Consider the following 25,867-nt stretch of genomic DNA (forward strand, 5'->3'; position numbering starts at 1 on the left):
TTTTAGTAATCTATAGGTCTTAACTATTATCTATGATTATTCGAAGATGGTTTTAAGTTATATTTTTAAGTATGGAGTTAACAATTTTTGTGTGATAAAAATTTCTGGGGTGTCGTCTCAAATTTTGTCACAACAGAATATAACTGGTTTTTGTTTTCAATAGGCGAAGTTTTAATTTTGATTGCCGTTTTTCTTTTTATTCGATGAACCACTAAAACTAAGAAATAAAAAAATTTTATTTGCTTTAATTTTTGTTTTGCATAAAATTGAGTATGGCTAATCTTTAACAACATAAAATCTTAATGTCATTAAAGAAAGGTCATAAAGTGAGGTTATGAACCCCACAAAGGAGGGAAAGATGAATATCTTTAAAAGGCTTATATCTTTCTTACTTGTTTTAATGATGTTCTTTTTGAACTTTCCGTTTGTAAGTAATGCTGTTGCATTTTACTTCTCAATTTTTAACGATGCAACAGCAAGCAGGTGGGCAATCTCAGAACTCACACAGGCTTACAACTATGGGCTTACTTACCCTGACATTATGGGTAAATTTCAGCAACCAATCACAAGGGAAGAATTCTGCGTTATTGTTGTAAAACTCTACACTAAACTTACGAATAAAACGGTAGTGGCAGGAGCAACTCCTTTTTCCGACACAAGCAATCCTGAAATTGTAAAGGCGTATCAACTTGGTATTGTTAATGGAACAGGCGGTGGAAAATTTTCACCAACTCTTTCCATAACAAGACAGGAAATTGCAACAATGATTTATCGAGCACTGTCAAAGGCTTATCCTGCGCTTCCAACCATTAATAAGAACGACTTTCCATTTAGGGATAAAGAAAAAATCGCTTCGTGGGCACTTACAAGTATGATGTTTGCATTCCAAAATGGAATTATGAAGGGCACATCAGTTGATACAATCGACCCTCTCTCAAATACAACAAGAGAACAAGGGATTATTCTTGTAAAAAGGACCTATGAAAATTTCAGAACTTCCATTAATGCTACACTTCAAATTCTTCCAACACCTGCACCTACAAGCGAATCCGAAAAATTTAGAAATCTTGATTTCAATGCGTTAATAAATGCGCCTGTGTATGATACTAAATTGACTCTTTATATTGCAAATGACTCGACAAAACCCTTGAGCATTCCGACAGCATCGTCAGGTACAAAAAGTGGCTCGCTTTACACAAAGGCAGACGATGGTGCTCTGATTGATATGTCGGGCAACAAGCAACGCTATTTTTATGCAGATTATGGGACTTTGACTCCTTATGCAATTGTTGTTCAAGTTTCAAAGGCGCCTTTCGTTGGTTTCAAGACAAACTGGAATAATCCGCCGGCTCTTGTTTATACAACAACGATATCGCCTGCAAAAAAAGAATTTGTTATTGATTTTTCTAAATTCGTTGAGGCATTTCCGATCCTTATAATCAATACCACGCCTAAAACAGAAAGTGCACAGGTTTATTACGTAAGGGCTGTTCCTGTAGACAAAAATATGAATTGCATCGGAGACCCGGGTGAGGGATTGCGAGTGCTTTATGGAAAGCCAAGTTTGGGAAATCAAAAACTCTCTCAAATTACTGTTAACGGAAAGCCAAGTTTAATAAAAACGTCTTTTGAATTATGGACTACCCAGCGTGACGGAGACATTACCTGCAATGGTGAGTTTCCAAATAAACTCCAACATTTAAGCGAAGTTGGATTTGATTGTGAGAATCCGAATGATACCGCAAGATGGTTCCAATTCAAAAACTTTCCAGAAGACACAACAAAAATTGTCTTAGAGATTTCTTCAAAGCCGTTTGATGTAAATGATGCTGTCGATAATCCAGCAGGGCTTGTTTATTCAAGCTCATATATACCACCAATTCCTGCGGTAGCATGCACTGGAACTGGAAATTCTGTTTCCGTGAAGTTTCATAATTTTGCATCGGCATCTTCTACCCTTAAACCAGGCGATTCTATCTCGTACTATGTAAGGGCTGTTGCATATTCAAAATCTGCATTGGCAGGATCTTTGGATTATGCTCTATCCGATGTTATAAAAGTGAATTATTACAAGCAAAAGGACATTACATTCTTTATACCAAAAACTATTAATGTTCCCACGTATATTCCATCCGTTAAGATAATTCACTACGAACCTGTTCAATGGCAAGACCCAAACTGGGCACATTACTATGTGGTGTATCGAAATCCACATTGGAACGAGGTAAACTTTGAAGTAACAAACGGAGTCGACACTCTCCATCCTTATATGTACTACTTTGAAAATGATCCCTCTATGACTCCTGACCGCTATGAAAAAGAAATTCTCTCAAAGTGGCTTGCGGTAGGAGACGGAATACAGGTTTGGGATAGGCCTAAAGACGAGTCGTTCTGGGGACAATTGTGGGATGGGATTGTCTCATTCTTTAAGTCTTTGATAAACGTTATAGCTCAACTTACAAACTGGGTATCACAGGCATATGCCAATTTGAAATCAGGGCTAATTAATTTTGTTGTATCGAGTCTTCCTGGAATCCCCGATGGTTGGCGTGACAGTTTGAAAAAAGCGCTTACTGCACTTGTAGATTATGGCTTAGCTTCTCTTGGAATTCCTCCAGAACTTCCAAATTTTGATGCACTTGAAAAAGATGGGCTTGACTATCTTGCAAAAGAAACACTAACTGAAGCAGGTGTGCCTGCAACGGATATGACCGTTGATTTAGTTGAAAAAACTGCGAAAGGTATTGGTGATAATCTTGCTGCCTCGGCAAATTCTGCTACTCCAAACCCGCTTAACTGTTCATTCCTTAAAGTTAATCCAATGTATTTATACAGGCCTGCATATATGGATATTAAAATCACTAACAACTATGACAAGCCATCGCAACCTGGTAAATTGAATATAGACGTTCAATGGGAGTGGCACGAATGGAATTCTGATGGTGGAAGTATTACACTCTCAAGCCCACTTTCTACTTTTGCAAATGGGTGTCCCGATGCTGCACTTCAAGAAGGAGTGGATTACCGTAACCACTTTCTTAACGGACTCAAAAATGGATATCCGTACTTTCCTGTTTACTATCCGATATTTGAGCCTGTTAGGGGCATTTCAATACCTGCGCTTAAGCCACATGAAAGCACGACTGTTCGTATCTATTTCAAGGAATATGTGGGAAAGAATTATCCGTTTGCACCAAATGGAGCAACTGTTAACTGGGACGATTTTGCAAACCTGTATGGAATGGTAGGAAATGTTGGACCATCGCAATTCAAAGTTTATACAAATGGTTTCACACTACCTAATCTCCCTAAAACTTATTGCGATGAGAAAACACATACAATTTATACGTATGTCTATGATGCAACAACTACTTCAGATTCATTCATAGGAGTACCCAAAAACGCGCATTAAATAAATACCCAAAAGTTTTTCAAAAGTGGGTCCTTTTAAACTCTTGACTATTATGAGCATATGCTTATAATATTGTAGAAGGTAAGTGATATGACAAGACCGAGATTTAGAAGAAGAATTGGATGGCTTCCTCGCGTTGACTACTTTACTCCTGTTTTAGATAAGGGTAGCCAAGTTGAAAGTGTTGTGCTTACACTTGATGAGGTAGAGGCAATTCGCCTTGCGGATCTTGAGGGACTATACCAAGAGGAAGCCGCAAAGAGAATGAATATTTCAAGGCAAACATTCGGAAGAATTATTGATTCTGCACACAAAAAGATTGCAGATGCAATTGTAAACGGAAAGGCAATAAGAATTGCAGGCGGCCCAGTTGAGTTTGTTGAAAATCTTAGGGAGTTTGTTGAGGGGGATTACTGTGTTTGCCCAAATTGTGGGTTTGTCAAGATACACGAAAGAGGTGTACCTTGCAGGTTTGAGATTTGTCCGAATTGCGGAAGTCATTTGATAAGGGAATTTGAAATAAAAAGCAATAAAAGAAAAAGGGGTGAATAGTATGCCATTAGGAGATAGAACTGGGCCACTTGGCTTAGGTCCAAGGACACGAAGAGGACTTGGCTATTGTGTAGGATATGGTTTTAGATACGGTTTCGGGCGAGGTTTTGGTTGGGGTGGAAGATTTGTTCCCTATTATGGATACCCGTTTGGATATAGTCCTTCAGATGAAAAAGCAATCCTTACTGAAGAGTTGAAAGCACTTGAAAATGAACTTAATGCAATAAAATCTCGTCTTGCAGAATTAGAAAAAGAAGGATAGGATTCTATGCCCCGGGTGTAAGCCCGGAGACTATTTTGGGAGGTGAAAAATGATTATTGCAATAACCTCAAGTGGAAATACGCTTGACTCAATGGTAGACCCAAGATTTGGGAGATGCCCGTATTTTATTATTGGCGATCCTATGCAGTTTAAAGCGATTGATAATAGTGGCGCAGGACGTCAGGGAGGTGCAGGGGTGAATACAGCACAATTCCTCATTGATGAGGGAGTTCAAATTTTGGTTAGCGGAAATGCTGGACCAAACGCAGAACAAGCTCTAAAAAGTAGTGTCATTAGAATTATAACTGGAGTTTCAGGCGTGGTAAGATGAAACAATAGAAAAGCTAAAGAGAGGTGAAATTTAGTATGCGTTATATTTTGAATGGTGTTGGTCCACATAAAAGAAGGCAAGGAAGAGGCTACGGTAGAGGTTTGCGGTTAGGACATGGTAGAGGAATGGGTTATGGGAGAATGTTTTTAAGCAATCAACCCGAAGTTAAAAGTGAGACGCCTAGAATTATGACAGAAAAAAACATCGAAAATAGTCCAATTAATACTCAAACCTCTACAAAGAAAGCAAACGTCAATGTTGCAAGATGTGTTGGTTGTGGTATTTGTGCAAACGTATGTAATTTTGGTGCGATAAGTATCATAAATAGGATTGCAAAGATTGATCGAGAAAAATGCACAGGTTGTGGTGAATGCGTGCAGGTCTGTCCAAGAAATGCAATCAGTTTGAATTAAAGGGTGGATTATGGTAATATCTATTGCAAGCGGTAAAGGTGGCACAGGTAAAACAACACTTACAGCATCTCTTGCAGCGCTCCCTTTTGATGCGGTTGTTGTGGATTGCGATGTTGATGCACCTGATTTATACCTTCTTTTAAAACCAACGATTCTTAAGACTAAAGATTTTTATGGTTCTAAGCTTGCAAGTATTGATAAAAATATTTTGTGTAAGGTGTGGCGCTTGTATTGAAAGTTGTAGATTTGATGCAATTGATAGCGACTTTAATGTTGGTCCATTTTCTTGTGAAGGGTGTAGAGTTTGTGGGATTGTTTGTCCTGTTTCTGCAATTACATTTACACAACGTAAGGCAGGGGAAATCTATGTGTCAGAGACAAAATATGGTCCGATGGTTCATGCATTCCTTTTTCCAGGAGAGGAAAACTCTGGAAAATTGGTTATAATGACAAGACTTTTTGCAAGCATAGTCGCACAGGAAAATAAAAAATCGCTTGTTATAATTGATGGATCTCCCGGGATTGGTTGCTCTTTAATCTCATCTATTACAAAGGTTAATTACGCACTTGTTGTAATAGAACCTACCGAATCTGGGATACACGACCTCGAAAGGCTTTTAGAACTTTTAAAGCACTTTACAATTACGCCTCTTGTTGTAATAAATAAATACGACATAAATGAGGAAAATACTCAAAGGACAGAAAAATATTGTGCGCTAAACAACATATTAGTTCTGGGTAAAATCCCCTTTGACCCTATCGTAACAGAAGCGATGGTTGAGGGTGTCCCTGTAGTTGAATACAATAGAGATAGTCCTGTAGTTGCTGTAATAAAAGATATCTTCCAAAAGGTCACAAAAATTTTAGCGACTTAGTTTTGAAAGTATTTGCTCCTAAAAATGCCTTAAAATGGTTCAAAACGCAGTTTTGTAGGATTTTTTATGTTGAAAACCTTGTAAATTACCCTTGACCTAAATTGAGTAATTCTACACGCTTTCATTATATGTTTCTTACTTAAAACAAAGGTTCAATGTATAATTTGAGCGCATATTAAAAAATATAGTGCCTTTGCTTAATGGGTTATGAAGTTTTTGCCTTCTACTTATTTATTTTTCCTTTTTCAATGTCTACGATAAATTTTGCTGCCTTGCTTCTTTGCTGTTATTGAAGCAAACACTCGGTTATCACTCAAAAAAGAAGCGCTAATGGTTGTAGAGTTAAATTTTATAAAAGAGGATTTTTTTAGTAAAATACCATAATAAGCTAAAAACCGATAGATAAAATGGAAAAATATTACGTTGTTAATGTACCGTTTTCTAATATGTATAAAGATGTAGATGACATGGAGGTTGTCTCCCAAGTTTTGATGGGAGAAAGGATTGTAGTTTTAGATTTCTTCAAGGACTTTGTTAGAATTAAGGCTGAAGATGGCTACACAGGGTTCGTTAAAAAAGATATTTTCGTTGATTTTGAAATACTTGGAATGCCTGCTGTCGTAATAATAGAGAAAGTTGCCTTTGGATATGAAAAACCTTCCGTAAAATCAAGAGTTATTTATTCGTTACCGATTGGAAGTGTGTTATACGATAAAGGGATTATCGAGGGAGATTATAGAATTGTGGAGAATTTTAGCGGTACTAAATTCTACATTCATAAAAACACAATCACCACAAAAAAATTTCCATTTGAATATGAAAAGAAAAACTGTAAAGAAATTCTAAAAACTGCTTTAATGTTTTTGAATGTGCCATATTTTTGGGGCGGAAAAACTCCATTTGGTTTTGATTGCTCAGGATTTATCCAAACCGTTTTTAAATTGAATGGATACAAACTTCCACGTGATGCTTATATGCAAGCTGAAAGCAATGTATTACAGACCTTCCAATTATCGAGTATTGAACTTTCTCCATGTGATCTTCTGTTTTTCGGGAAAAATAAAATTGATCATGTTGGACTTTATATGGGAAATAAAAAGTTTATTCACGCAACAACATTCAATGTGCCTAAGGTTCAAATAACCAATTTCGATGAATATTGGATTGAAAAATTAAACAGTGTAGGGAGAATCAAATGGTAAAGCCAGGAAAATTAAAAAGTGGAGATAGGGTTGCGGTTGTGTCTCTTGCAAGCACTCCATTCAAGGAGCACTTTGAACGAGGTATTAACTACCTAAGAAGTTTTGGTTTTGAAGTAGTTGTGGATAAAAACGTATTTAATGAATATGGATATCTTGCAGGTAGTGATATTGAAAGAGCAAATGCACTAAACACCTATTTTGAAGACAAGAGCATAAGGGCGATTTTTTCTTCGTGTGGTGGTTATGGGAGTGGAAGAATCCTTCCGTATGTTGATTTTTCTATAATCAAAAAAAATCCTAAGATTTTAGTTGGATATTCTGATATAACTGCACTGCATCTTGCAATTCAAAAGAAGACACATCTTATAACATTTTACGGGCAGATGCCAATGGTTGATCTTGGTAAAAACGAAAATTCAGATATCCTTATGAGATATCTTATGGATAAAGACTTTACGCCGATATTCAAAAGAGACGAAGTAAAAGTATTAAACAAGGGCAGCGCAAGAGGTTTGCTTGTTGGGGGCACTCTTACTCTTATAGACCTTCTTTTGGGAACTGAATTTGAAATTGTGACAAAAGGAAACATTCTTTTTATGGAGGAAGTAGAGGAACATAACCACGATATCGATAGAATGCTTTTACATCTTAAACTTACAAAAAAGTTAGAAGAAGCAAATGGTTTCGTGATAGGTGATATGGTGGACATAACACCAAAGGATAAACGAAGAAAATTTTTAACGCTTGAAGAAATCTTTGACGAATATATTATAAAGACAGGAAAGCCAACGTTGTTAAATTTCCCTTCCGGGCACGGAGAGATTTTTATTCCACTGCCACTTGGTGTGTTAAGCGAAGTTAATTCTGAAAGTGGCACTTTGAAAATCCTTGAGGGAAGTGTAATATGAAAGACGAGTTTTTAAAATCTTTTGATTTAACATATGACGAAAGGGGTTTTCTTCATTTTTCCTCTGTGAACCTTTTGGAAATCGCTAACAAATTTGGAACGCCTCTTTATGTGATTTCTGAGGATGTATTTATTAAAAATATTAACGATTTTAGGAACGCACTAAGCAAAAATTTCAAAGAGTTTTCTATTTTATATGCAAGTAAAGCTTTTTCTGTTAAGGAGGTTTATCGAATTCTTCAAAGTGAAAATATAGGCGCCGATGTTGTCTCTATGGGGGAGATTCTTACCGCACTTTCAGTTGGTTTTGATCCAAAGAATTTGTATTTTCATGGCAACAGCAAAACAGATGAAGACATTGAGTTTGCATTACGAAAAGGTATAAATATCGTTGTTGACAATGAAAGCGAATTTGAATCAATTATAAAAATTGCCTCTATTTTGCAAACGAAAGCAAATATTTTATTGCGGATAAAACCAGGTATTGCCGCAAAAACGCATACTTATATTATGACAGGACATCTTGAATCGAAATTTGGTTTAACTTTTGATGAAGCGTTTCTTTTGATTTCCAAATGCCTCAACCATAAAGATATTAATTTGAAAGGATTCCATTATCACATTGGTTCTCAGATACTTGATGTAAATTCATTTGAAGAAAGTGCAGAAGAGGTTTCATCATTCTTAAAAGAGGTAAAGGAAAAATTTGGATATACTCCAAAAGAACTAAACGTAGGTGGTGGTTTTGGAATTGTATATACAGAGTCTGACTTATCGGTAAGCAAAAGCGACTTTGTATCAGCAATTAAGAGAGGCCTTTTAAAACATTTAACTAATCTTGAAGACATAAAAATTTTAATAGAACCGGGAAGATCTCTCATTGGAGATGTGGGTGTTATAATTTATAAAGTCGTAAGAAAAAAGAAAGTTAAAGACAAAGAATACCTTTTTGTTGATGGCGGTATGGGGGATAACATAAGAGTTCCCCTGTATGGCGCAAAATACACCGTGATAAATTTAAAACGTTTAGGAAGAGAAGTTAAAGAATATTCAATCTTTGGAAAATATTGCGAATCAGGGGATATTGTTTCGTTAAATGTGCTGCTTGAAAGTGTTGAAGAGGGAGATTACCTTGTTATGCTTTCAGCAGGTGCATATACTTATTCAATGGCTTCTAATTATAATAGGTTTCCACGTCCAGGAGTTGTTGCTATTTCAAGTGGCACATACAAACTCATCGTAAAGCGGGAAACCTACGAACAAGTCATCCAAAACGATATTTAGGCAATTCTGTAGAACGGTTTTTCTACGATGAAGTTTCCCTCGAATTTCTCTTCATTAAGCAAGAAGATTGTATCAAGATCAAAATATTTAAATCCACCAACACCAAGAGCAAAATGAACACTTTGAGTTATTCCTATACTTGTCTCTGCCATTGCACCAATCATAAGGCCAATATTTGAAGTTTTTGCAAGTTCAACAATGGAAAGCGCTGACGATATTCCAGATTTCATTAACTTTATATTAAAGAAATCTACAGCCTCGTTTTGAATTAGACGAAGGGCATCCATTGGGGTTTTCACGCTTTCATCTGCTGCGACGGGGTAGTGTGAATGGAAACGCACATATTTGAGACCGTCAAAATCAAAGTATGCAACTGGTTGCTCAAAGATTGCGATATCCACGCCATTTCTATACATTTCTCTTTCAAAGGTTAGTGCTTCTTTTGGAGTATATCCCATATTTGCATCTACTATGTATTTTGCACCTTTTGTTTCTTTGGAGATTCTAAGCATTGCTTCAATGTCCTCTTTGAGATTTTCTCCAACTTTCACTTTTATAATTCTAAAACCTTCATTAAAAATTTCGATTGTATCAGAAACTCTCTCTTCTAATGGCTCTATGCTTACGGTTTTATCTGTTTCAAGAGAAGTTTCTGCCCCTCCAAAAATGATGTGAGGAGTTGTACCCAGTTCCTTAGCAAGTGCATCTATTATTGAAAACTCAACTGCAGCCTTTAAACTTGGTGTTGCAAGTAGTTTTGAAGTTTTTAAGAAGCACTTTCTAAAAGATTTTACATCTTCTCCGTTTAGTAGTGTATTTAAGAAATTTTCCATTGAAAGAAGTGCATTGATTTCTTCACCATTTACTCTAAAGGAAGGTGATGCTTCACCAACACCGATAACATTAGATTCAAGTTCCGTAAAAACCCTTATGTTTATAGCCTCGGTGCTTATGCTATTTGTTACATGGAATGGCTTTTTAAATTTTGTTGTAATTTGTTTTAAGGATATATTTTTAATTTTTCCCATTTTAACCTCCTTGCAATATTATATGCAGTTTTGATTTTTGTGTTTTCTAAAGTTTTGTTAAGCCTTTATTAAGGAGGTGCTTTAATATAGATAAAACCTTTGTTTTTATTGCACTTGATTTTTATTAAAAATTAACTAAAATAATGTTGGGACGTTGGTATGGCTTTAAAGAAAATTGATAAAACAAGTGCCGTTCCTCTTTACCTTCAAGTTGCAGAAGGCATTAGAGAATTAATAGACTCAAAAGAATTCAAACAAGGCGAACCAATCCCTCCTGAAAATGAACTTATGGAGATATTTGGCGTAAGCAGAAATACTGTAAGGCAGGCAATTTCAAGACTCATTTCTATGGGATACCTTTACATTGAAAAAGGGAAAGGAACTTTTGTTTCAAAAGTTATCTTTAACCACCCTTCCGATCGGCTTCTTGGTTTTTCTGAAGAAATGAAATCATCGGGTTTTGATCCAGTTTCAAAGATTCTTCACATTGGCGTTGAGAATGCAACACGCGAAGTTGCAGAGGAACTTTTGATTAAGGCAGGAGATAGCGTTTACAGACTAAAGAGAATTAGATTTTCAAACGGCCTTCCAGTTTCAATTGAAGAGGCATTCATAAAATATGAAAATTTTAAAGGCTTACTCGATAACTTTGACGAAAGAAGCTCTCTTTATGCAACATTCGTTGAGAAGTTTGGAGTGCAACCATTTTATGCAGAAGAAACAGTTGAAGCATCGCTTGTAAAAAGCGACGAAATTTCGCTTTTGGGTATTAAGGAAGGTGCGCCAGTTTTTAGAATTAGAAGACGTACGTTTGATAGATCAGGTGAAATATTGGAGTTTGTAAGGTCCGTATACCGTGGGGACATTTATAGAATTAATTTACACCTGAGGAGAATAGTGTGAAACTGGGTATTGACCTTGGAGGAAGTAAAATTCGTTTTGCAGTTGTCCAGGATAACACCATCAATAGTATTAACTTTGATTATCCTGCAAATCCAACTTCTTCAAAGGATTTAAGTAAGAGGCTTTACGAAGCAGTTAGCACTCTAAATATTTTGCAATTTGACCTTATTGCGGTAGGTATGGCAGGTGGCCTGCAGGAAGGATTTAAGAAGATTGTATTTGATGCACTCAGGGATTTTTCAACACAGATATTCATCTTTTCTGATTTACAGGTGGTCCATTTTAGTTTCTTTGAGAATTCCGATGGTGTTGTTGTGATTTCTGGGACGGGTTCTTCAATTTTTGGTAAGTTAGCTAATAAGTCTCTTTTTTATGGTGGTCTTGGTTTTGCAATTTCTGATGTTGGCTCTGGCTTTGATATAGGGAAAAGTTATCTATCAAAAGGACTATCGCAAATGCAACTTGGGAAAAATTCGAAAGAAACAAAACTTATAGAAGACTACTTTAAGGAAGTTAATGTAAATACTATTATAGAAAAGATTTATTCGGGGAATGTTGTTAAAAATATTGCCGATTTTAGTGCGTTTGTTCTAAAAAAAGACCCACAAAATCCCGTTGTTAGGAAATCATCAATTTCTCTTGCAAGAGAGACTTTGAAAGCAATCTTTAAACTTGGATTTGAAAGCAATGTGAGAATAGGACTTTCAGGCGGAGTATTTGAATATTCAGTATATTTCCGTCAAACATTCTTAAACATCCTTGGAAAACGCATAAATGTAGAATTAGCAGAAAGAAAAATGCCAAACGAAGTTGCAGTGCTCGAAATGGCTCATTTGGAGGAAGAACATGTATGATGAGCATCTTGATTTAAAAGATGTTGAAACTCTAACAAAACTTTTCTTGGAAGATCATAAAAAGGTTTTTTCTGCAATAGAAAATGCATTAGACGATATAAATAAAGTAATTGATGCAGTTGTAAGTGTCATTGAAAATGGCGGAAAAGTTTTTTACATAGGGGCGGGCACAAGTGGAAGAATTGCGGTGCTTGATGCTTCGGAAATAGGTCCAACATTTTCGAGAAACGATCTATTTGTTCCTGTAATGGCAGGAGGCATAAAGGCAGTTTTTACTGCGAAAGAAAATCTTGAAGATAACTCAAAACTCGGCGCTATGGCACTACGAAGAAAAGGTTTCTCAAATAAAGATATTCTAATAGGTATCTCTGCAAGTGGCAAAACACCGTTTGTTATTGGTGCTTTGAAATATGCTAAATCACTTGGAAGTAAGACCTCTTTGATTGCAAACAACAAGGTTAATTATGATTTTGTTGATTATCATGTGATTCTTGGCACAGGTGAGGAATTTATAATTGGTTCTACGCGCTTGAAAGCAGGCACTTCTCAAAAAATTGTTTTAAATATGATTTCAACAATTTCTATGATGAAACTTGGATACACATACGGCAATCTCATGGTAAGTGTAAATCCTACAAATAAGAAACTTATCGAGAGGTCTGCAACTATTGTATCAACAATTAGCGGATTACCAATTAAAGATGCCTTGAAACTTGTAGAGAGCGTAAAAGATCCAAGGATTGCTCTCCTTATGATTAAAAAGGGAATAACTTTAGAAGAAGCAAAAGAGTTGCTTAAAAAAAATAACTATTCTTTCAGGAAGGCATATGGCTAAGATTGGCATTGACAAAGTTAAAAGTAGTTTTAAAAATTTTGCCCTTTTTACAAATGCATCAGGCGTAGATTCTATGTTTAGGAGAAATATCGAAATACTCGATCCACTTTTTGTAATTGTAGGAGAGCATGGAATGTATCTTGAAGTTGATAGAGGAAAAGACTTTGAGTCTTACTATGAGTATTTTAGCGGGAAAAAAATATATCCCATATATCCTACATTTAAAGAAGACCTTCTTGATGGGGTTGATGGTGTTTTGGTTGATATCCAAGATGTTGGTGTTAGATGTTTTACATATGTACACAACATAAAAAGTATTATTGAGATGGCTGCAAAAAAGCATCTTAAAGTAGTTGTATTTGATAGATTTAACCCGGTTGGAAAAGCGTTTGGCTCTTCTTGTCATACTGATAGTATTGTATGCCCGAAAGATATTCCGTTTTTGTATGGTGTGTCGGTTGGGAGCCTTGCAAAGTTTTTTGGAAGAAAATTTGGCGCGGAGATTGAAGTTTTTGAAACCGAAGGTAATCCAACATACGAGGAAATGGAAAAATTTTTAAGCAATGTTTCACAAAATCTAAACTCTTTTCAATCGGTTTTACTATATCCTTCACTTGTTCTTCTTGAAGGCTTCAAGTATGTTTCCGTTGGAAGAGGCACAAATAAACCCTTTAGAATGGTTCTGTTGGAAGACAAACGTATTGCAAAAGAATTTGTAGAGTTTTTAAAGTCTCTTGATTTAAAAGGGGTTCTATTTCATGAAACAATTCAGAAACCATGTTTTGATACATTGAGGGGAGAGATACTTTACGGTGTAGAATTTTTCGTTTATGATAAAGATAATTTTGACCAAATGTTTTTTGGGTTTAACTTAGTAAAATTTTTCTTTGATAATGGCTTTGAATTTTCAAAAGATGATTCGGGTAATCTATATCTTGATTTAATTTATCCTAACTTGATTGAAAATTTGGAATTGGGTAATATATACAAATTTTATGAAGAAGAGCGTATTAAAGGAAGTGTGTTTTTAAATGAAATTTATAAATAACGCGAGGAGGTGCGTATGAAGAAGTTAGTAGCAGTATTGCTTACTGTGTTGCTACTTGCAAGTGGACTTGCAGTTTCTCCACTTAATGCAGCAACGCAGGGATTTTCTGATGTAAAAGGTGACTATTGGGCGTATGAGGCGATTACATTCTTGTCGGGTAAAGGGATTATTTCTGGAGTAGGGCAAGGACTTTTCAAACCTGATGATCCTGTTACACGAGAACAACTTGCAAAGATCATTTGTCTATCGAAAGGAATAACTGAGTTTAAGCCTGCAAAACCAACCTTCAAAGATGTAAGTCCTTCTTCTTGGTCTTATGGATTTATTGAAGCGGCAGTAAAATCTGGTTACATTAAAGGATTTCCAGATGGTACATTTAAACCCAAGGAAAACATAAAGAGAGCAGACCTTGCAGTTCTTCTTGTAAGAGTTCTTGGTAAAGAAAGCGAAGCACAGAAGTATAAAGAACCCTTAGTTTTCTCGAATGACGAAGCAAGCATTCCGAAGTATGCAATAGGTGCAATGAGTCTTGCGTATAACAATCACTATCAGTTGCTTAATTACAGGGCAGGAAGAAATGCAGCGCCAAATGCAAATGCAACAAGAGCAGAAGTTGCAAATGCAATCTATAAAATTCTTAAGCCCGTTAAAGTTGGTGGCACGATAAACCTTGCATCTGGAACAGAAGCAGATTCGCTTTTCCTTCCTCTTGCAAAAATTGGTGCATCAGGTGATTATTGGCTTTTGCAGTTTGCAAACCTCATTGGCCTTGATGAAAACGAAAGTGTGTATCCTCTTGCAGCAAAAGAAGTGCCCACAGTTCAAAATGGTCTTGTAAGTGTTTACGAGGTTAATGGTGAGAAGAGAATGAAGGTTACCTACCATTTAAGGGGTGGTTTAAAGTGGGCAGATGGACAGCCTGTCACAGTTAATGATTATATATTTACCGAAAAGCTCCTTCAAGATCCACAAGTTAAGGTTGTTTCTGCTTCGAGTATGTGGGCAAACTTCATTGACCATGTTGAAGCACCAAATAGTTCAACTCTTGTTTATTACTATAAGGTTGTCGATCCTCAGTACATTTTGGGAAGAGGTGTTTTACCAGAGCATATTTTGAAGCCAATTTACGATAAAGATCCAAGTCTTATTAACACATGTGATTTTAATACTCAACCTCTTGGAAATGGACCATTTATGTTAGAGAAGTGGGTTAAGAACTCCTATATTTCCTTTGTGAGAAACCCCTACTATCCTTGGGGGCAACCGCTTGTTGATAGAATTGTTATTAAATACATTCCAGACGCTAACACAAGACTTGCAAACCTCATGGCAGGAACGATACTTGCAAGTAGTATTGATCCACAACAGATGCCGGTTTTAAAGAACAGCAATAAGTTTAATGTGTATGTTTCCTTTAGTGAGGGTGGGCTCACATACATCGGTTGCATTACAACAAATCCACTTCTTTCAGATAAGCGAGTAAGACAGGCAATTGCATATGGTATAAACATGGAAGCCTATGGAAAACAGTACTACGGATTTGATGTTCCAAGAGCAACTGGTCCAATTATGAAGAGCAGTTGGGCATATAACCCAAAAGCAAAGACATACTACTATGATTTCAATAAGGCAAAACAACTCCTTGCAGAAGCAGGCTTTACAATGGGCTCAAATGGAGTTTTGGTTTCAAAAGATGGTAAAGAATTTGTTGTAACATTGGGCACTACCACTGCAACATCTTCGAAACAAGCAGGTGTATTTATTCAATCTGAATTACAAAAACTTGGAATTAAGGTGAATATTGCATCTTATCCAATATCAACTTACTATGGAAGAGTTATTCCTCAGGCGCAGGTTGACCTTTACTTTGCAGGTTGGATTGAAGATCCACTCTTCCCAGGAAAACTTGACTCATACAAGTGCAATCAAATACCTACATCTGAAAATAACTATTCAGGCCTGAACTGGTCAAGATGGTGCAATGAGGAAGCAACAAAATACGCAAACCTTGCATACTCCACACTCGATAGAGAACTTGCAAAACAGTACTATGGAAAATTCCAGGAAATCTTTACAGAAGAACTTCCCGAAATTCCATGGCTTGAAAGAGTTGGAATTTCCGCAATAAGGAAGGAATTCAAGAACTATATCGGATCAAAAGGTGGTATTAACAGATACACGTGGAATGCCTCCTTCTGGTATCTTGATAACTAATCGAAAAGATGAGGGCCCTTCTTTTTGGGCCCTCTAAAACTTGTGGAGGTTTAGATGAGGCAGTATATTACAAGAAGAGTTTTAATTCTGATACCTGAACTTTTTGTAATTACATTCATTGCGTTTATTTTTTACAGCCTTATGGGTGATCCGTTTGCGGAATTGAGAGCAAATCCATTTATAAATCAGGGGTATGTCCAATACCTTGAAAAAGCGTATGGCTTTGATAAACCTGTCCTCGTGAGGTACTTCTTTTGGCTTTCGCAGGTTGTAAGAGGTAATTTTGGAATCTCAGCAGTTACTGGTGAGCCTGTAATTACTTTAATTAAACGAGCAATGCCCATTACCCTCTCAATTAATATCTTTACATTTACTTTCTCTCTTATTGTGGGAGTTTTAATTGGTTTTGCATCCGCATTAAGACAGCGGTCATTTTTAGATAATTTCTTCACTGTCCTTTCCTATATAGGTCTTGCGATGCCTTCTTTCTGGCTTTCTTTGATGCTTATGATTCTTTTTTCGGTTAAATTACACTGGCTTCCACCTGGAGGCTTTATGACTCCCGGAATGGAAAATGCGTCATTTCTTCCAAGAGTTATTGATAGACTTAAATATATTGTTATGCCTTTTATTGTTTTAGGTTTTGGTGGTCTTACGGGCTGGGTGAGATATACTCGTTCTTCTGTCCTTGAAATGCTTAAGAAGGATTATGTTAGAACTGCCCGTGCAAAAGGCCTTCCGGAGAGTGTTGTTTTAAGGAAACATGTTTTTCGAAATTCTTTAAATCCCATTGTAACACTCTTTTTCCTTTCTTTTCCTGGATTTTTTAGTGGCTCTGCAATTGTTGAACAAATTTTTTCAATTCCTGGCATGGGAAGTTTGGTTATAAGCGCAGTTATGAATAACGACTATATGGTTGCGATGGCATCTCTTGTATTTTATTCTACGATGCTTGTTATTTCTCTTCTTCTTGCAGACATTGCGTATGCCTTCCTTGACCCAAGAGTTAAATTTAGTTGAGGTGGATAATGGATATTGAGGTTAGAAAGGAAGTAGTTAAAAAGGAAACATCTACCTATTGGAATAAGGTATTTGAAAGATTAAAAAAAGACAAACTTGCGATGATTTCACTTTTCTTTCTAATTCTTATATTTGTTTTTGTAATTTTTGGTCCAATTTTCTACAGAGTTGACCCGAATTACATAAATCTAAATGAGGTTTTGCAACCGCCAAGTAGACTTCATCTGCTTGGAACAGATGAAAATGGGAGAGACGAACTTGCACGTCTCATGTATGGTGGGCGTATATCTCTTTTAATTTCTTTTGCAGTAACTTTAACTTCCGGATTAATTGGAGCATTTATTGGTATATTTGCAGCGTATAAAAAAGGTTTTGTTGATTTAACGCTTATGAGGATAAATGAAATTATGATGACAATACCAGAGTTTCCAATTCTTGTGGTTGCTGCAAAGATAAGAATAGTGCCAAGTTCTATTTTGAAGTTAATTATCATTTTAGTTATATTTGGATGGGTTGGTATTGCAAGAATTGTAAGAGGAGAAGCGTTGAGCGTATCTGAAGAACAATATGTTGAGGCTGCTAAAGCAATTGGTGTAAGCGACACAGGTATCATTTTTAAGCATATACTTCCAAATACGTTTCATGTGCTTATCGTTTGGTCTACGCTGAGATTAGGTGGTGTAATCCTCTCTGAAGCAGCACTTTCATTTTTTGGGCTTGGTGTCCAACCCCCTGCTGCAAGTTGGGGAAATATGCTCATGAATGCTCAGACTTATATTTGGACTGCCCAGTGGCTTGTTGTATTCCCTGGATTGATGATTTTTTTGGTAGTATTACTCTTTAACTTTATAGGAGATGGATTGAGAAACGCAATGGATCCAAAATTTTTCAGATGAGAATAGGATTTTCAACTATTGGATTTCTATTAAACGGAGAAAAATTTGAGTTAAACTCTTCTTTTGTAGATGAAGTGGAATTTGTATATGACTTTGATGAAATTTCCATTCCAAAGGTAAGCGTTCCTATTTCGATTCATTCACCATATTTTTATACAAATCTTGCAAGCCTTTCAAAAGCGCACAATGAGTTTAGCGTGAAGGAAATTTCAAAGGCACTTGATTTTGGCTTAAAAACGGTTGTTCATGAGGGAAGTTTAACTACACGGTTTAACGGATATGTAAGTCAAGCGATAAATATTATGAAAAGTTCCTTTGAATACCTTACAGAGCGATACAAAAACATCATTGTTGAAAACACAACAGGGTCTCTTTTTTCGAGTTTTGACGATTTTGTTTCTTTTTTCTCAGATTTTGAAGTTGAGTTTTGTTTTGATGTCTCACACTACTTTTTGAAATACGGGATTTTTAATAAGCCAATTATTTTAAAAGAAAAATACTTAGAAAAAATTAGTAAAGTGCATATAAGCGATACAGTCGAAGGTAAAGACCTTCATCTGCCACTTGGTAAAGGCAAGGTTAATTTTGCCCTTGTAAAAGATTTTATAAAGGATCTTCGAGGTGATGTTTCTATAATTATTGAAAGCATTCCGAGGGAAGGAGATGTTTTGAAATTCTACATGGAAGAGGTTGAAAAATTTAGGGAGATAATCAATGAATGATATAGGAAAGATTTTTCTGTTTGGTTTTGAAGAATCCGTCATATCCTTAGAAAGGTTGAAATTCTTTAAGAGTGTTGGCGCAAAGAATTTTATTCTCTTTAAAAGGAATATCGAAAGACTGGAAGAAAATATTGATATTCTCAAAAACGAGTTTGACAATCCAATTATTTCTGTTGATGGTGAAGGTGGTATTGTAAGGAGAATAAGTGAATTTGATGATTTTATGTTTTCAAATATGAACATAGGTTCCTCTTTTGATCCTCTTTACGCAAAGGAAACCTATTTTAAAATGGGGAAAATTCTATTTGATAAAGGCATAAACATGAACCTTGCGCCTGTTGTTGATGTGTATCTATCAGATGGAAATACAATCGGTATAAGGAGTTTTGGAAGTTTTGAAGATGCAGTTTCTGAATTTTCAATAAATGCGATAGAAGGCTTGCATGCATCAAATGTGTATGCAGTTGCAAAACACTTCATAGGTTATGGCGGTGTAAAAATTGACCCGCATAAGACAATCCCTACATTTACACTTGACTATCCTTACTTCGAAAGGGCACTAAAACCTTTCAGGGAAGTTAAAGATATCGCTGACTTTATAATGACTGCGCATATCATTATCCCTTTTCTTGATAATGTGCCTGTTACATTTTCAAAGAATGCCATTTCTGTTTTGCGGGAGTTTTACACTGGCCCAATTATGACAGATGACCTTGAAATGGGAGGTGCGTTTGTTTTTCCACCACACGAAATTCCCTTAAAGGCCCTTCTTGCAGGAAATGATATGCTTTCTGTTTGTTCTTCTTTTGAATTGCAGAAACTCATGGTAAACGAAGTTGAAAAGGCACATTTAAATCTTGACCCACATATTGAAAGGATTGAAAACATTAGAAAATTTGAAGATTCAAAGGTAAGTGAGATTCCATTAAGGGAAGAGCGCTATATCACGCTTTATAAAGATATTGACTTTGTTGGAACCGAAAATTTCAAATTAATTGTCCTTTTTAGTTTGAGTGAACATTTTAAAGGAGAGCATGTGTTTAATTACTCTCCGGATATAGGTGATGAGGAAAAACAAAGGATATTAGATACTTTATCTTCAGATGATTATGTAGTGATAACAGTCTATAATGCCTTTGACCAAGAAAATGTAGTTAAGTTTGTTAAGAGTATAAAGAATAAAGTAAAAAAACTTTGTGTGATTTTGTTGGGTGATCCTTTTGATAGAGAATATTTCTTATTTTCTGACTGCATAATTCTCACTTATTCTCCACTCCCAAGAATAGTTGATTATGCTTTGAAAGTAGTTAAAGGAGAATATGAAGCATTGGGGAGGCTTCCTGTATGAAGTTAGAAAAGGTAATTGATGATGCATTAGAAAATAAAATTGCAACAGGTATAGCGGTTTCCATAGTAGATAGAAAAAATAGGATTTTTGAAATTACAAAAGGACACACAGAAGAAGAAGGAGAAGATATAACTAAAGCAACACTCTTTGACCTTGCATCTTTAACTAAAGTTGTCTTTACGACTCCCTATATCCTAAAATTGGTAGAGGATGGTTTGCTTTCGATAAATGACCCTGTGAGTTTGTATGTAAATGGTTTTCCTGAAAACATAACTTTGAAGAACCTTTTAACGCATACTGGTGGTTTAAAACCGTGGCTTCCTTTATTTTCAGACGACCTGAATATTGATAACAGTAAGCCTTACGAGGTTAAACAAATTACAAAGGAAGAGGCGATAGACAAGATAATAAAGTTTGGTATAGATGCTTCTCCAAATGTGAAAGTTGAATATAGTGATCTTGGTTTTATTCTTCTGGGATTTATAATTGAGACTATAACCAAAAAAGATTTAAAAGAGTGTGCAAGAGAATTTTTTGATGAAATCTCTATGTTTAGCACAACCTTTGGACCTGTTCAAGGCGATGTTGCTTCAACTGAGATAGTTCAAGGAAAACACCTTAAAGGGATTGTCCACGATGAAAACGCAAGAGCACTTGGTGGTATAAGTGGCCATGCAGGGCTTTTTTCCAATTTAAACGACCTTGAAAGGTATGCGCTATTTATTCTTAACAGTGGGAGTATCGATGAAAAAAGGATACTAACAGAAGATTCCATAGTGCTTATGAAAGAAACTGCAACTACGGATTTAAAACCTGAAAGGACCATCGGATTTATAAAGGGAAAGTATTTAAGCACTGCACCTGATTTTGCATCAGTAGAATCAATTGGGCACACTGGTTTTACTGGAACATCTATTTACTTCGATTTTAAGCGTAGTATTGCAATTATCATCTTAACCAACAGAGTTTATTATGGAAGGGAAAATAATAAACACATGCATCTTAGAAGAATCATTGGCAACCTCATTTATAAGGAGATACTATGAAGGCACTTGGAATAATGAGTGGAACATCTCTTGATGGAATTACAATTGCACTTATTGAAGCAGATCCTAACGCAGAAAATTTGAATATTTTACACTACAAAACTTATCCGTATAGTGATGAGGTAAAAAATCGTATAAAGGAAGTCTCTGAGCACGGGGTTGTAGATGAAGTTTCTAATTTGAATTACGAACTTGGTGTTATTTTTTCTCACGCAGTTTCGAGATTTTTAACTGATTTCGGCATTGATTTCAATGAAATTTTTGTTATAGGTCTTCACGGACAGACAATATATCATAATAGTGGCATTTCAACACTCCAAATCGGTGAGCCATCTTTTATTGCAATAAGAAATCACATTGATGTTGTATCAAATTTTAGGTCAAAGGATATTGTGCTTGGAGGAACTGGAGCACCACTTATTCCTTACTTTGATTTCCTTTATTTCCGAAAGTTTTCTCCAGTTGCTTTGGTAAATTTAGGTGGAATTTCAAATATTACATTTGTCCCCGATAATGATCCTTCACATGTGATTGCCTTTGATATGGGACCTTGCAATATGGTGCTTGATAAATCTGCACAAGTTTTGTTTGGTGTCGATTTTGATAAAGATGGTGCATTTGCTATGCAAGGAAAAATAAATGATGAAATGCTTGATTATTTGAAAAATAACGAATATATTTTGAAAAAACCTCCAAAGAGTGCAGGGCGAAGTGAGTTTGGAGACAAGTTTTTTGGCGATATTCTTGAGAAATTTGGTAAAATTAATAAGTTTGACTTTATTGCAACGCTTAATATGTTTGTTGCATATTCCATTGCGTATTCAATAAAAAATTTTATCAACTCACGGTTTAATCTTCTGGTTCTTTCTGGTGGTGGAGCGAAAAACAAAACCCTTGTGGAAAATATAAAAAGATTACTAAATGATTTTGAGGTGAAACATTCCGATAACTTTGGAATACCGAGTGAAGCAAAAGAGGCAGTTGCATTTGGAGTCTATGCGATAAGAAGTAAGTTAAAACTCAAATCGCACCTTCCTCAAACAACAGGAAGTAAAAGCGATTACATAATGGGGAGTTTAACATATGGAGAATGAATATTTTATGCTTAAAGAAATACGAGAAGTATTAGATGTAATTGATAAATACAAAAGTCGTAAAGATTTTGATGAAATAAAAGAAAAGATTTTGGAATTTAATCCAGCATCAATAATAATTGCCTCACGGGGGACTTCTGATAATGCAGCAGTTTTTGGTAAATATGTTCTTGAATCTATCTTTAAAATTCCTGTTTCCTTTGCATCATTTTCGTTATACCTTTGGTATAGAAGTTTTCCATTTTTAAAAAATGTCCTTGGCGTAGGGATAAGTCAATCAGGAGAGACAGTTGATGTTGTAAAAGTGATTGAAACTTTTAATAGAGAAGGAAGTCTTACACTTGGGATAACAAATGAAAGCGATTCGACTTTAGCAAAGATTTCAAAGATAAGTTTTCTTCTTGAGGCAGGCAAGGAACACAGTGTTGCTGCAACAAAGACTTACTCTTCAACTCTTTTGTTTTTTCTCGGCCTTGCAAATAATTTAAATGGCATTTCCGATTTTGATAGCATAAAGGAATCTGTGAATAATGTTATTGAGAAATCCAATGACATACAAAAACTTGTCACACGTTATAGATTTGCAGAAAGTTTCATAATTCTTGGAAGAGGTTTTAATTATCCAAATGCGCTTGAATTTGCATTGAAACTAAGAGAAACTTGTCTTGTAAATGCTGTAGGGTATTCTACGGTTGATTTTTTGCATGGGCCTATTGCTTCATTAACTCCTGAGACTCCTGTGATACTCTTAATGCCACATGATGAGACATTTGAATCAAACTTAGAAGTCCTTAAAACTCTTATTTCTTACAATGCAGATGTTCTTGTTGTATCTGATTTTCAAGATTTACCTTCAAACGTGTTCCATTTTTATATAAAGGAAGGAAAGACCCTTGAATATCCTGTTTATATTGCTTCTTTTTTGCAGTTGTTCTCGTTCTACCTTTCCATTGAAAAAAAATTAAATCCAGATAAACCTGAAAAATTAAGGAAGGTGACATATGGAATATAAAGATGTAAGAATTTTTAAAGTCTCAAGAATGTATACGCCAAATTATCTTGAAGGGGAATTTTATATTAAGGTAGTTAACGGCACAATTTCTGAAATTACCAAAAAAAGACCTGATGGAAATTTTATTGATTTGTCCCAATTTATTGTTATGCCTGGCTTTGTTGATGTTCATATTCATGGTTTTGAAGGTTTTGATGTTTCAGAAAGTGGAATGGATGCAGTCATAGAAATGTCAAGGAGGCTTCCAAAAACTGGCGTTGTTGCTTTCCTACCAACATTTGTAAGTATTCCGTTTGAGGATTTAAAGAAGAAACTTGAAAGCATAAAGTTGGATTACAAAGGCTTTTACGCAGTGCCACTTGGCGTGCATGTGGAAGGTGCTTTTATTAACCCAAAGAAAAAAGGTGCAATGGATAATAGGTTTTTCATAAGTGGAGATACTGAAAAGGCAAAAGAAATAATTCAATTCAAAAATGTGAAGATGTTGACTGTTGCACCAGAAGTTGAAGGCGCATTGGAAGTTATAAATTTTCTTGTTAAAAACGAGATAAGTGTATCAATTGGGCATAGTGATGCAACATTTGAAGAAGTTTTAGAAGCATACCTTAACGGTGCTAATTCAATTACTCACCTTTTCAATGCAATGGCGCCGTTTAACCACAGAGAGCCTTCAGTCATAGGGGGTGCACTTTATTTTGATTTTTATCTTCAGATAATTGCTGACACTCACCACACATCTCCTTATGTTCTCAAACTTCTTAAACCATATTCTGACAGAGTCGTTTTGATTACAGATGCAATTGAAGCAACTAATCTTAGGGAAGGAGTTTATAAATTGGGCAGTTTTGAAGTATTTGTAAAGGATGGCACTGCAAGACTTTCAGATGGCACCCTTGCAGGTTCTATTTTAACAATGGATAAGGGCTTTAAAAATCTTGTTATGTATGGGGATTTTTCTATCGAACAGGCTGTTAGAGCCGCATCATTAAACCCTCTTAAAAGCATTCATAACTTTTCCTTTGGCGAAATAAAAGTTAATAAACTTGCAAATTTTGTTTGTGTGGATAACGGATTTAACGTGAGGAAAACAATTATAAATGGTGAAATTGTTTATGAAGAGTAAAACTTCAGAAGATAGATTTGCAACCCTTATTAAGTTTTTGATTTTATTTCTTTTGCCTCTGGTATACGAAAATATAGGTATGAATTTTGGAGGTCCGCTTGGAGTTCGCTATCACTATGCAGAATTTTTCCGTCCTAAAGTTTTTGGTTTGCCAATGCTTGTTTGGATATTTTGGGTAATTTTTATTTTCACCGGTTATGGTCTTACAAACTGTATCATTAAAAATATATTGAGGGAAAAATATTTGCAATTCATTTCAAAAAAATTAAACATACTTTTTGCAGTTGTTTTAGATGGTTTTATAGTTACAACCTTTGACCTTTTTATAGACCCAGTTGCTGTTAGATTCGGACTGTGGAGTTGGGAAAATGTAAATAATGGATATTTTGGGGTTCCTTTCGGGAATTTTATAGGCTGGTTTGTAATTGTCTCAACAACAACGCTTCTCTTAAGATTTGTTGACAAATTTTATTCTTCAAAATTAGATAATAGATTAATAAATCTTTCACCTTATGTTTACATTTTATTGTTATCGGTCTTTTTTATTTCATCGGTTGTGTTTTATAGTATTGAGTTAGCGCTTTCGAGTTTGCTATTTTCCTCGGTTATTGTTGCTTTTTCCTTATATCTTTTTTCTAAATCTAATTTTGATAAATTATAATTCTTTTTTGGTATAATTTAAGAGAAAATTTTAATTAAGGAGGTTCTGTGTGAAAATTGCTCTTTTCGAAAATGAAACACACAAAGTCTACAAGTTTACAGGTTTTGAAGATTCTGACGAGGTTGAGACAAACCAATTTTTGATTGTTGATGGAGATGATGCGCTTCTATACGAGCCGGGTGGTTCAAGGATAAATTCACTTCTTTTCTCGGAAATTGCATCTGTTGTGCCACCACAAAAAATTAGATACATAGTTTTATCCCATCAGGATCCTGATGTAGGTGCATCGCTTAATTTTTGGGCTGTTTCAACAGAGGCAAAGATTGTTCTCTCTGAATTATGGGCAAGATTTATACCTCACTTTCTCTCAAAGTCTCTTGTAGCAGGAAGGGTAATTGAAGTAAAAGATTCTGGAATGCGTCTTAAACTCTCAAATTCTGAAATTGTGCTTTTGCCTGCACATTTCTTACATTCGGAGGGAAATTTCCAAATTTATGATCCAGTTTCTTTAATACTCTTTTCAGGTGATTTTGGTGCTTCATTTGGCGCAGATTATGAAGTCGTAGAGAATTTTTCAGAACACCTCAAATTTATGGAGCCTTTCCATAAACGTTATATGCCCTCGTCTTTTGCAATTAAATCGTGGGTGAATATGGTGCGACAACTTGATGTTAATCAAATTGTTCCTCAACATGGCCCAAGATATGTAGGGAAAGATATGGTAAACAACTTTTTAAATTGGGCAGAAAATTTGAAACCAACGCTTGAGGAAAATCCAGATTGGTATAAACTTCCATAAATTAAAAAAGGGGCGTAAGCCCCTAA

General features: G+C 35.5%; 26 protein-coding genes. 25 read left to right on the forward strand and 1 reads right to left on the reverse strand.

From position 1 onward, the window contains the following. The first annotated feature begins 358 nt into the window (after window positions 1-358). From CSE_RS01240 to lysA, 10 genes are all read left to right on the forward strand, one after another. Window positions 359-3,412, forward strand: coding sequence for an S-layer homology domain-containing protein (locus CSE_RS01240; RefSeq protein ID WP_041726010.1), 3,054 nt, complete (start codon window positions 359-361; stop codon window positions 3,410-3,412). Between the two features lie 90 nt (window positions 3,413-3,502). Beyond that, window positions 3,503-3,964 carry a DUF134 domain-containing protein gene (locus CSE_RS01245; RefSeq protein WP_014452815.1) on the forward strand — a complete coding sequence of 154 codons (462 nt, stop codon included), beginning with the start codon at window positions 3,503-3,505 and terminating at the stop codon, window positions 3,962-3,964. A gap of 1 nt (window position 3,965) precedes the next feature. After that, window positions 3,966-4,226 (forward strand): DUF5320 domain-containing protein, encoded by a 261-nt coding sequence (locus tag CSE_RS01250; protein WP_014452816.1) that lies wholly within the window; start codon window positions 3,966-3,968, stop codon window positions 4,224-4,226. 49 nt (window positions 4,227-4,275) lie between these two features. Further along, window positions 4,276-4,557, forward strand: coding sequence for a NifB/NifX family molybdenum-iron cluster-binding protein (locus tag CSE_RS01255; protein WP_014452817.1), 282 nt, complete (start codon window positions 4,276-4,278; stop codon window positions 4,555-4,557). 35 nt (window positions 4,558-4,592) lie between these two features. Continuing rightward, window positions 4,593-4,970, forward strand: a complete 378-nt coding sequence (locus CSE_RS08540) for a DUF362 domain-containing protein (RefSeq protein ID WP_014452818.1) — start codon at window positions 4,593-4,595, stop codon at window positions 4,968-4,970. A 10-nt stretch (window positions 4,971-4,980) separates the two neighbouring features. After that, window positions 4,981-5,205 (forward strand): nucleotide-binding protein, encoded by a 225-nt coding sequence (locus tag CSE_RS08485; protein ID WP_014452819.1) that lies wholly within the window; start codon window positions 4,981-4,983, stop codon window positions 5,203-5,205. Beyond that, on the forward strand, window positions 5,165-5,845 hold the full coding sequence (locus CSE_RS01265; RefSeq protein WP_014452820.1) for a P-loop NTPase: 681 nt from the start codon (window positions 5,165-5,167) through the stop codon (window positions 5,843-5,845). The genes CSE_RS08485 and CSE_RS01265 overlap by 41 nt, the downstream gene beginning before the upstream one ends. A 407-nt stretch (window positions 5,846-6,252) precedes the next feature. After that, window positions 6,253-7,047, forward strand: coding sequence for a C40 family peptidase (locus CSE_RS01270; RefSeq protein WP_014452822.1), 795 nt, complete (start codon window positions 6,253-6,255; stop codon window positions 7,045-7,047). Continuing rightward, window positions 7,041-7,955 (forward strand): S66 peptidase family protein, encoded by a 915-nt coding sequence (locus tag CSE_RS01275; protein WP_014452823.1) that lies wholly within the window; start codon window positions 7,041-7,043, stop codon window positions 7,953-7,955. Before CSE_RS01270 ends, CSE_RS01275 begins: the two co-directional genes overlap by 7 nt. Further along, window positions 7,952-9,238, forward strand: coding sequence for a diaminopimelate decarboxylase (lysA, locus tag CSE_RS01280; protein ID WP_014452824.1), 1,287 nt, complete (start codon window positions 7,952-7,954; stop codon window positions 9,236-9,238). Before CSE_RS01275 ends, lysA begins: the two co-directional genes overlap by 4 nt. Here the strand turns inward: lysA and CSE_RS01285 are convergent. Beyond that, window positions 9,235-10,266, reverse strand: coding sequence for an L-Ala-D/L-Glu epimerase (locus CSE_RS01285; RefSeq protein ID WP_014452825.1), 1,032 nt, complete (start codon window positions 10,264-10,266; stop codon window positions 9,235-9,237). The two genes, lysA and CSE_RS01285, sit on opposite strands and share 4 nt — an antisense overlap. 159 nt (window positions 10,267-10,425) lie before the next feature. On the opposite strand from CSE_RS01285, the gene CSE_RS01290 reads away from it, so the two are divergent. The 15 genes from CSE_RS01290 to CSE_RS01360 are packed head-to-tail and all read left to right on the forward strand — an operon-like array spanning window position 10,426 to window position 25,841. Then, window positions 10,426-11,169 (forward strand): GntR family transcriptional regulator, encoded by a 744-nt coding sequence (locus CSE_RS01290; protein ID WP_014452826.1) that lies wholly within the window; start codon window positions 10,426-10,428, stop codon window positions 11,167-11,169. Further along, complete coding sequence (locus tag CSE_RS01295; RefSeq protein ID WP_014452827.1) at window positions 11,166-12,023, forward strand: BadF/BadG/BcrA/BcrD ATPase family protein; 858 nt, start codon at window positions 11,166-11,168, stop codon at window positions 12,021-12,023. The genes CSE_RS01290 and CSE_RS01295 overlap by 4 nt, the downstream gene beginning before the upstream one ends. Continuing rightward, entirely contained in the window at window positions 12,016-12,858 is an 843-nt protein-coding gene (locus CSE_RS01300; protein WP_014452828.1) for an N-acetylmuramic acid 6-phosphate etherase, read from the forward strand. Before CSE_RS01295 ends, CSE_RS01300 begins: the two co-directional genes overlap by 8 nt. Next, on the forward strand, window positions 12,851-13,906 hold the full coding sequence (locus CSE_RS01305; protein WP_014452829.1) for an exo-beta-N-acetylmuramidase NamZ domain-containing protein: 1,056 nt from the start codon (window positions 12,851-12,853) through the stop codon (window positions 13,904-13,906). The genes CSE_RS01300 and CSE_RS01305 overlap by 8 nt, the downstream gene beginning before the upstream one ends. A 15-nt stretch (window positions 13,907-13,921) precedes the next feature. Continuing rightward, window positions 13,922-16,120 (forward strand): ABC transporter substrate-binding protein, encoded by a 2,199-nt coding sequence (locus tag CSE_RS01310; RefSeq protein ID WP_014452830.1) that lies wholly within the window; start codon window positions 13,922-13,924, stop codon window positions 16,118-16,120. A 54-nt stretch (window positions 16,121-16,174) separates the two neighbouring features. Further along, a complete protein-coding gene (locus CSE_RS01315) occupies window positions 16,175-17,140 on the forward strand; it encodes an ABC transporter permease (protein ID WP_014452831.1) in 966 nt (321 codons plus the stop codon). An 8-nt stretch (window positions 17,141-17,148) separates the two neighbouring features. After that, window positions 17,149-18,036, forward strand: coding sequence for an ABC transporter permease (locus CSE_RS01320; protein ID WP_014452832.1), 888 nt, complete (start codon window positions 17,149-17,151; stop codon window positions 18,034-18,036). After that, the gene (locus tag CSE_RS01325; RefSeq protein ID WP_014452833.1) at window positions 18,033-18,758 is read left to right on the forward strand and encodes a TIM barrel protein; all 726 of its coding nucleotides are present in this window, start codon (window positions 18,033-18,035) and stop codon (window positions 18,756-18,758) included. Before CSE_RS01320 ends, CSE_RS01325 begins: the two co-directional genes overlap by 4 nt. Continuing rightward, window positions 18,751-20,106 (forward strand): glycoside hydrolase family 3 N-terminal domain-containing protein, encoded by a 1,356-nt coding sequence (locus CSE_RS01330; protein ID WP_014452834.1) that lies wholly within the window; start codon window positions 18,751-18,753, stop codon window positions 20,104-20,106. The genes CSE_RS01325 and CSE_RS01330 overlap by 8 nt, the downstream gene beginning before the upstream one ends. After that, window positions 20,103-21,152, forward strand: a complete 1,050-nt coding sequence (locus CSE_RS01335; RefSeq protein ID WP_014452835.1) for a serine hydrolase domain-containing protein — start codon at window positions 20,103-20,105, stop codon at window positions 21,150-21,152. Before CSE_RS01330 ends, CSE_RS01335 begins: the two co-directional genes overlap by 4 nt. Next, a complete protein-coding gene (locus tag CSE_RS01340; protein WP_014452836.1) occupies window positions 21,149-22,246 on the forward strand; it encodes an anhydro-N-acetylmuramic acid kinase in 1,098 nt (365 codons plus the stop codon). The genes CSE_RS01335 and CSE_RS01340 overlap by 4 nt, the downstream gene beginning before the upstream one ends. Next, window positions 22,236-23,258: an SIS domain-containing protein gene (locus CSE_RS01345; protein ID WP_041726013.1), complete on the forward strand. Its 1,023-nt coding sequence runs from the start codon at window positions 22,236-22,238 to the stop codon at window positions 23,256-23,258. The genes CSE_RS01340 and CSE_RS01345 overlap by 11 nt, the downstream gene beginning before the upstream one ends. Continuing rightward, window positions 23,248-24,381 carry an N-acetylglucosamine-6-phosphate deacetylase gene (gene nagA, locus CSE_RS01350; protein WP_014452838.1) on the forward strand — a complete coding sequence of 378 codons (1,134 nt, stop codon included), beginning with the start codon at window positions 23,248-23,250 and terminating at the stop codon, window positions 24,379-24,381. The genes CSE_RS01345 and nagA overlap by 11 nt, the downstream gene beginning before the upstream one ends. Continuing rightward, window positions 24,371-25,042 (forward strand): carotenoid biosynthesis protein, encoded by a 672-nt coding sequence (locus CSE_RS01355; protein ID WP_014452839.1) that lies wholly within the window; start codon window positions 24,371-24,373, stop codon window positions 25,040-25,042. The genes nagA and CSE_RS01355 overlap by 11 nt, the downstream gene beginning before the upstream one ends. A gap of 49 nt (window positions 25,043-25,091) precedes the next feature. Continuing rightward, the gene (locus CSE_RS01360) at window positions 25,092-25,841 is read left to right on the forward strand and encodes an oxygen-binding di-iron domain-containing protein (protein WP_014452840.1); all 750 of its coding nucleotides are present in this window, start codon (window positions 25,092-25,094) and stop codon (window positions 25,839-25,841) included. Window positions 25,842-25,867 lie beyond the last annotated feature (26 nt).

This window comes from Caldisericum exile AZM16c01 (assembly GCF_000284335.1).
Taxonomy (GTDB): domain Bacteria; phylum Caldisericota; class Caldisericia; order Caldisericales; family Caldisericaceae; genus Caldisericum; species Caldisericum exile.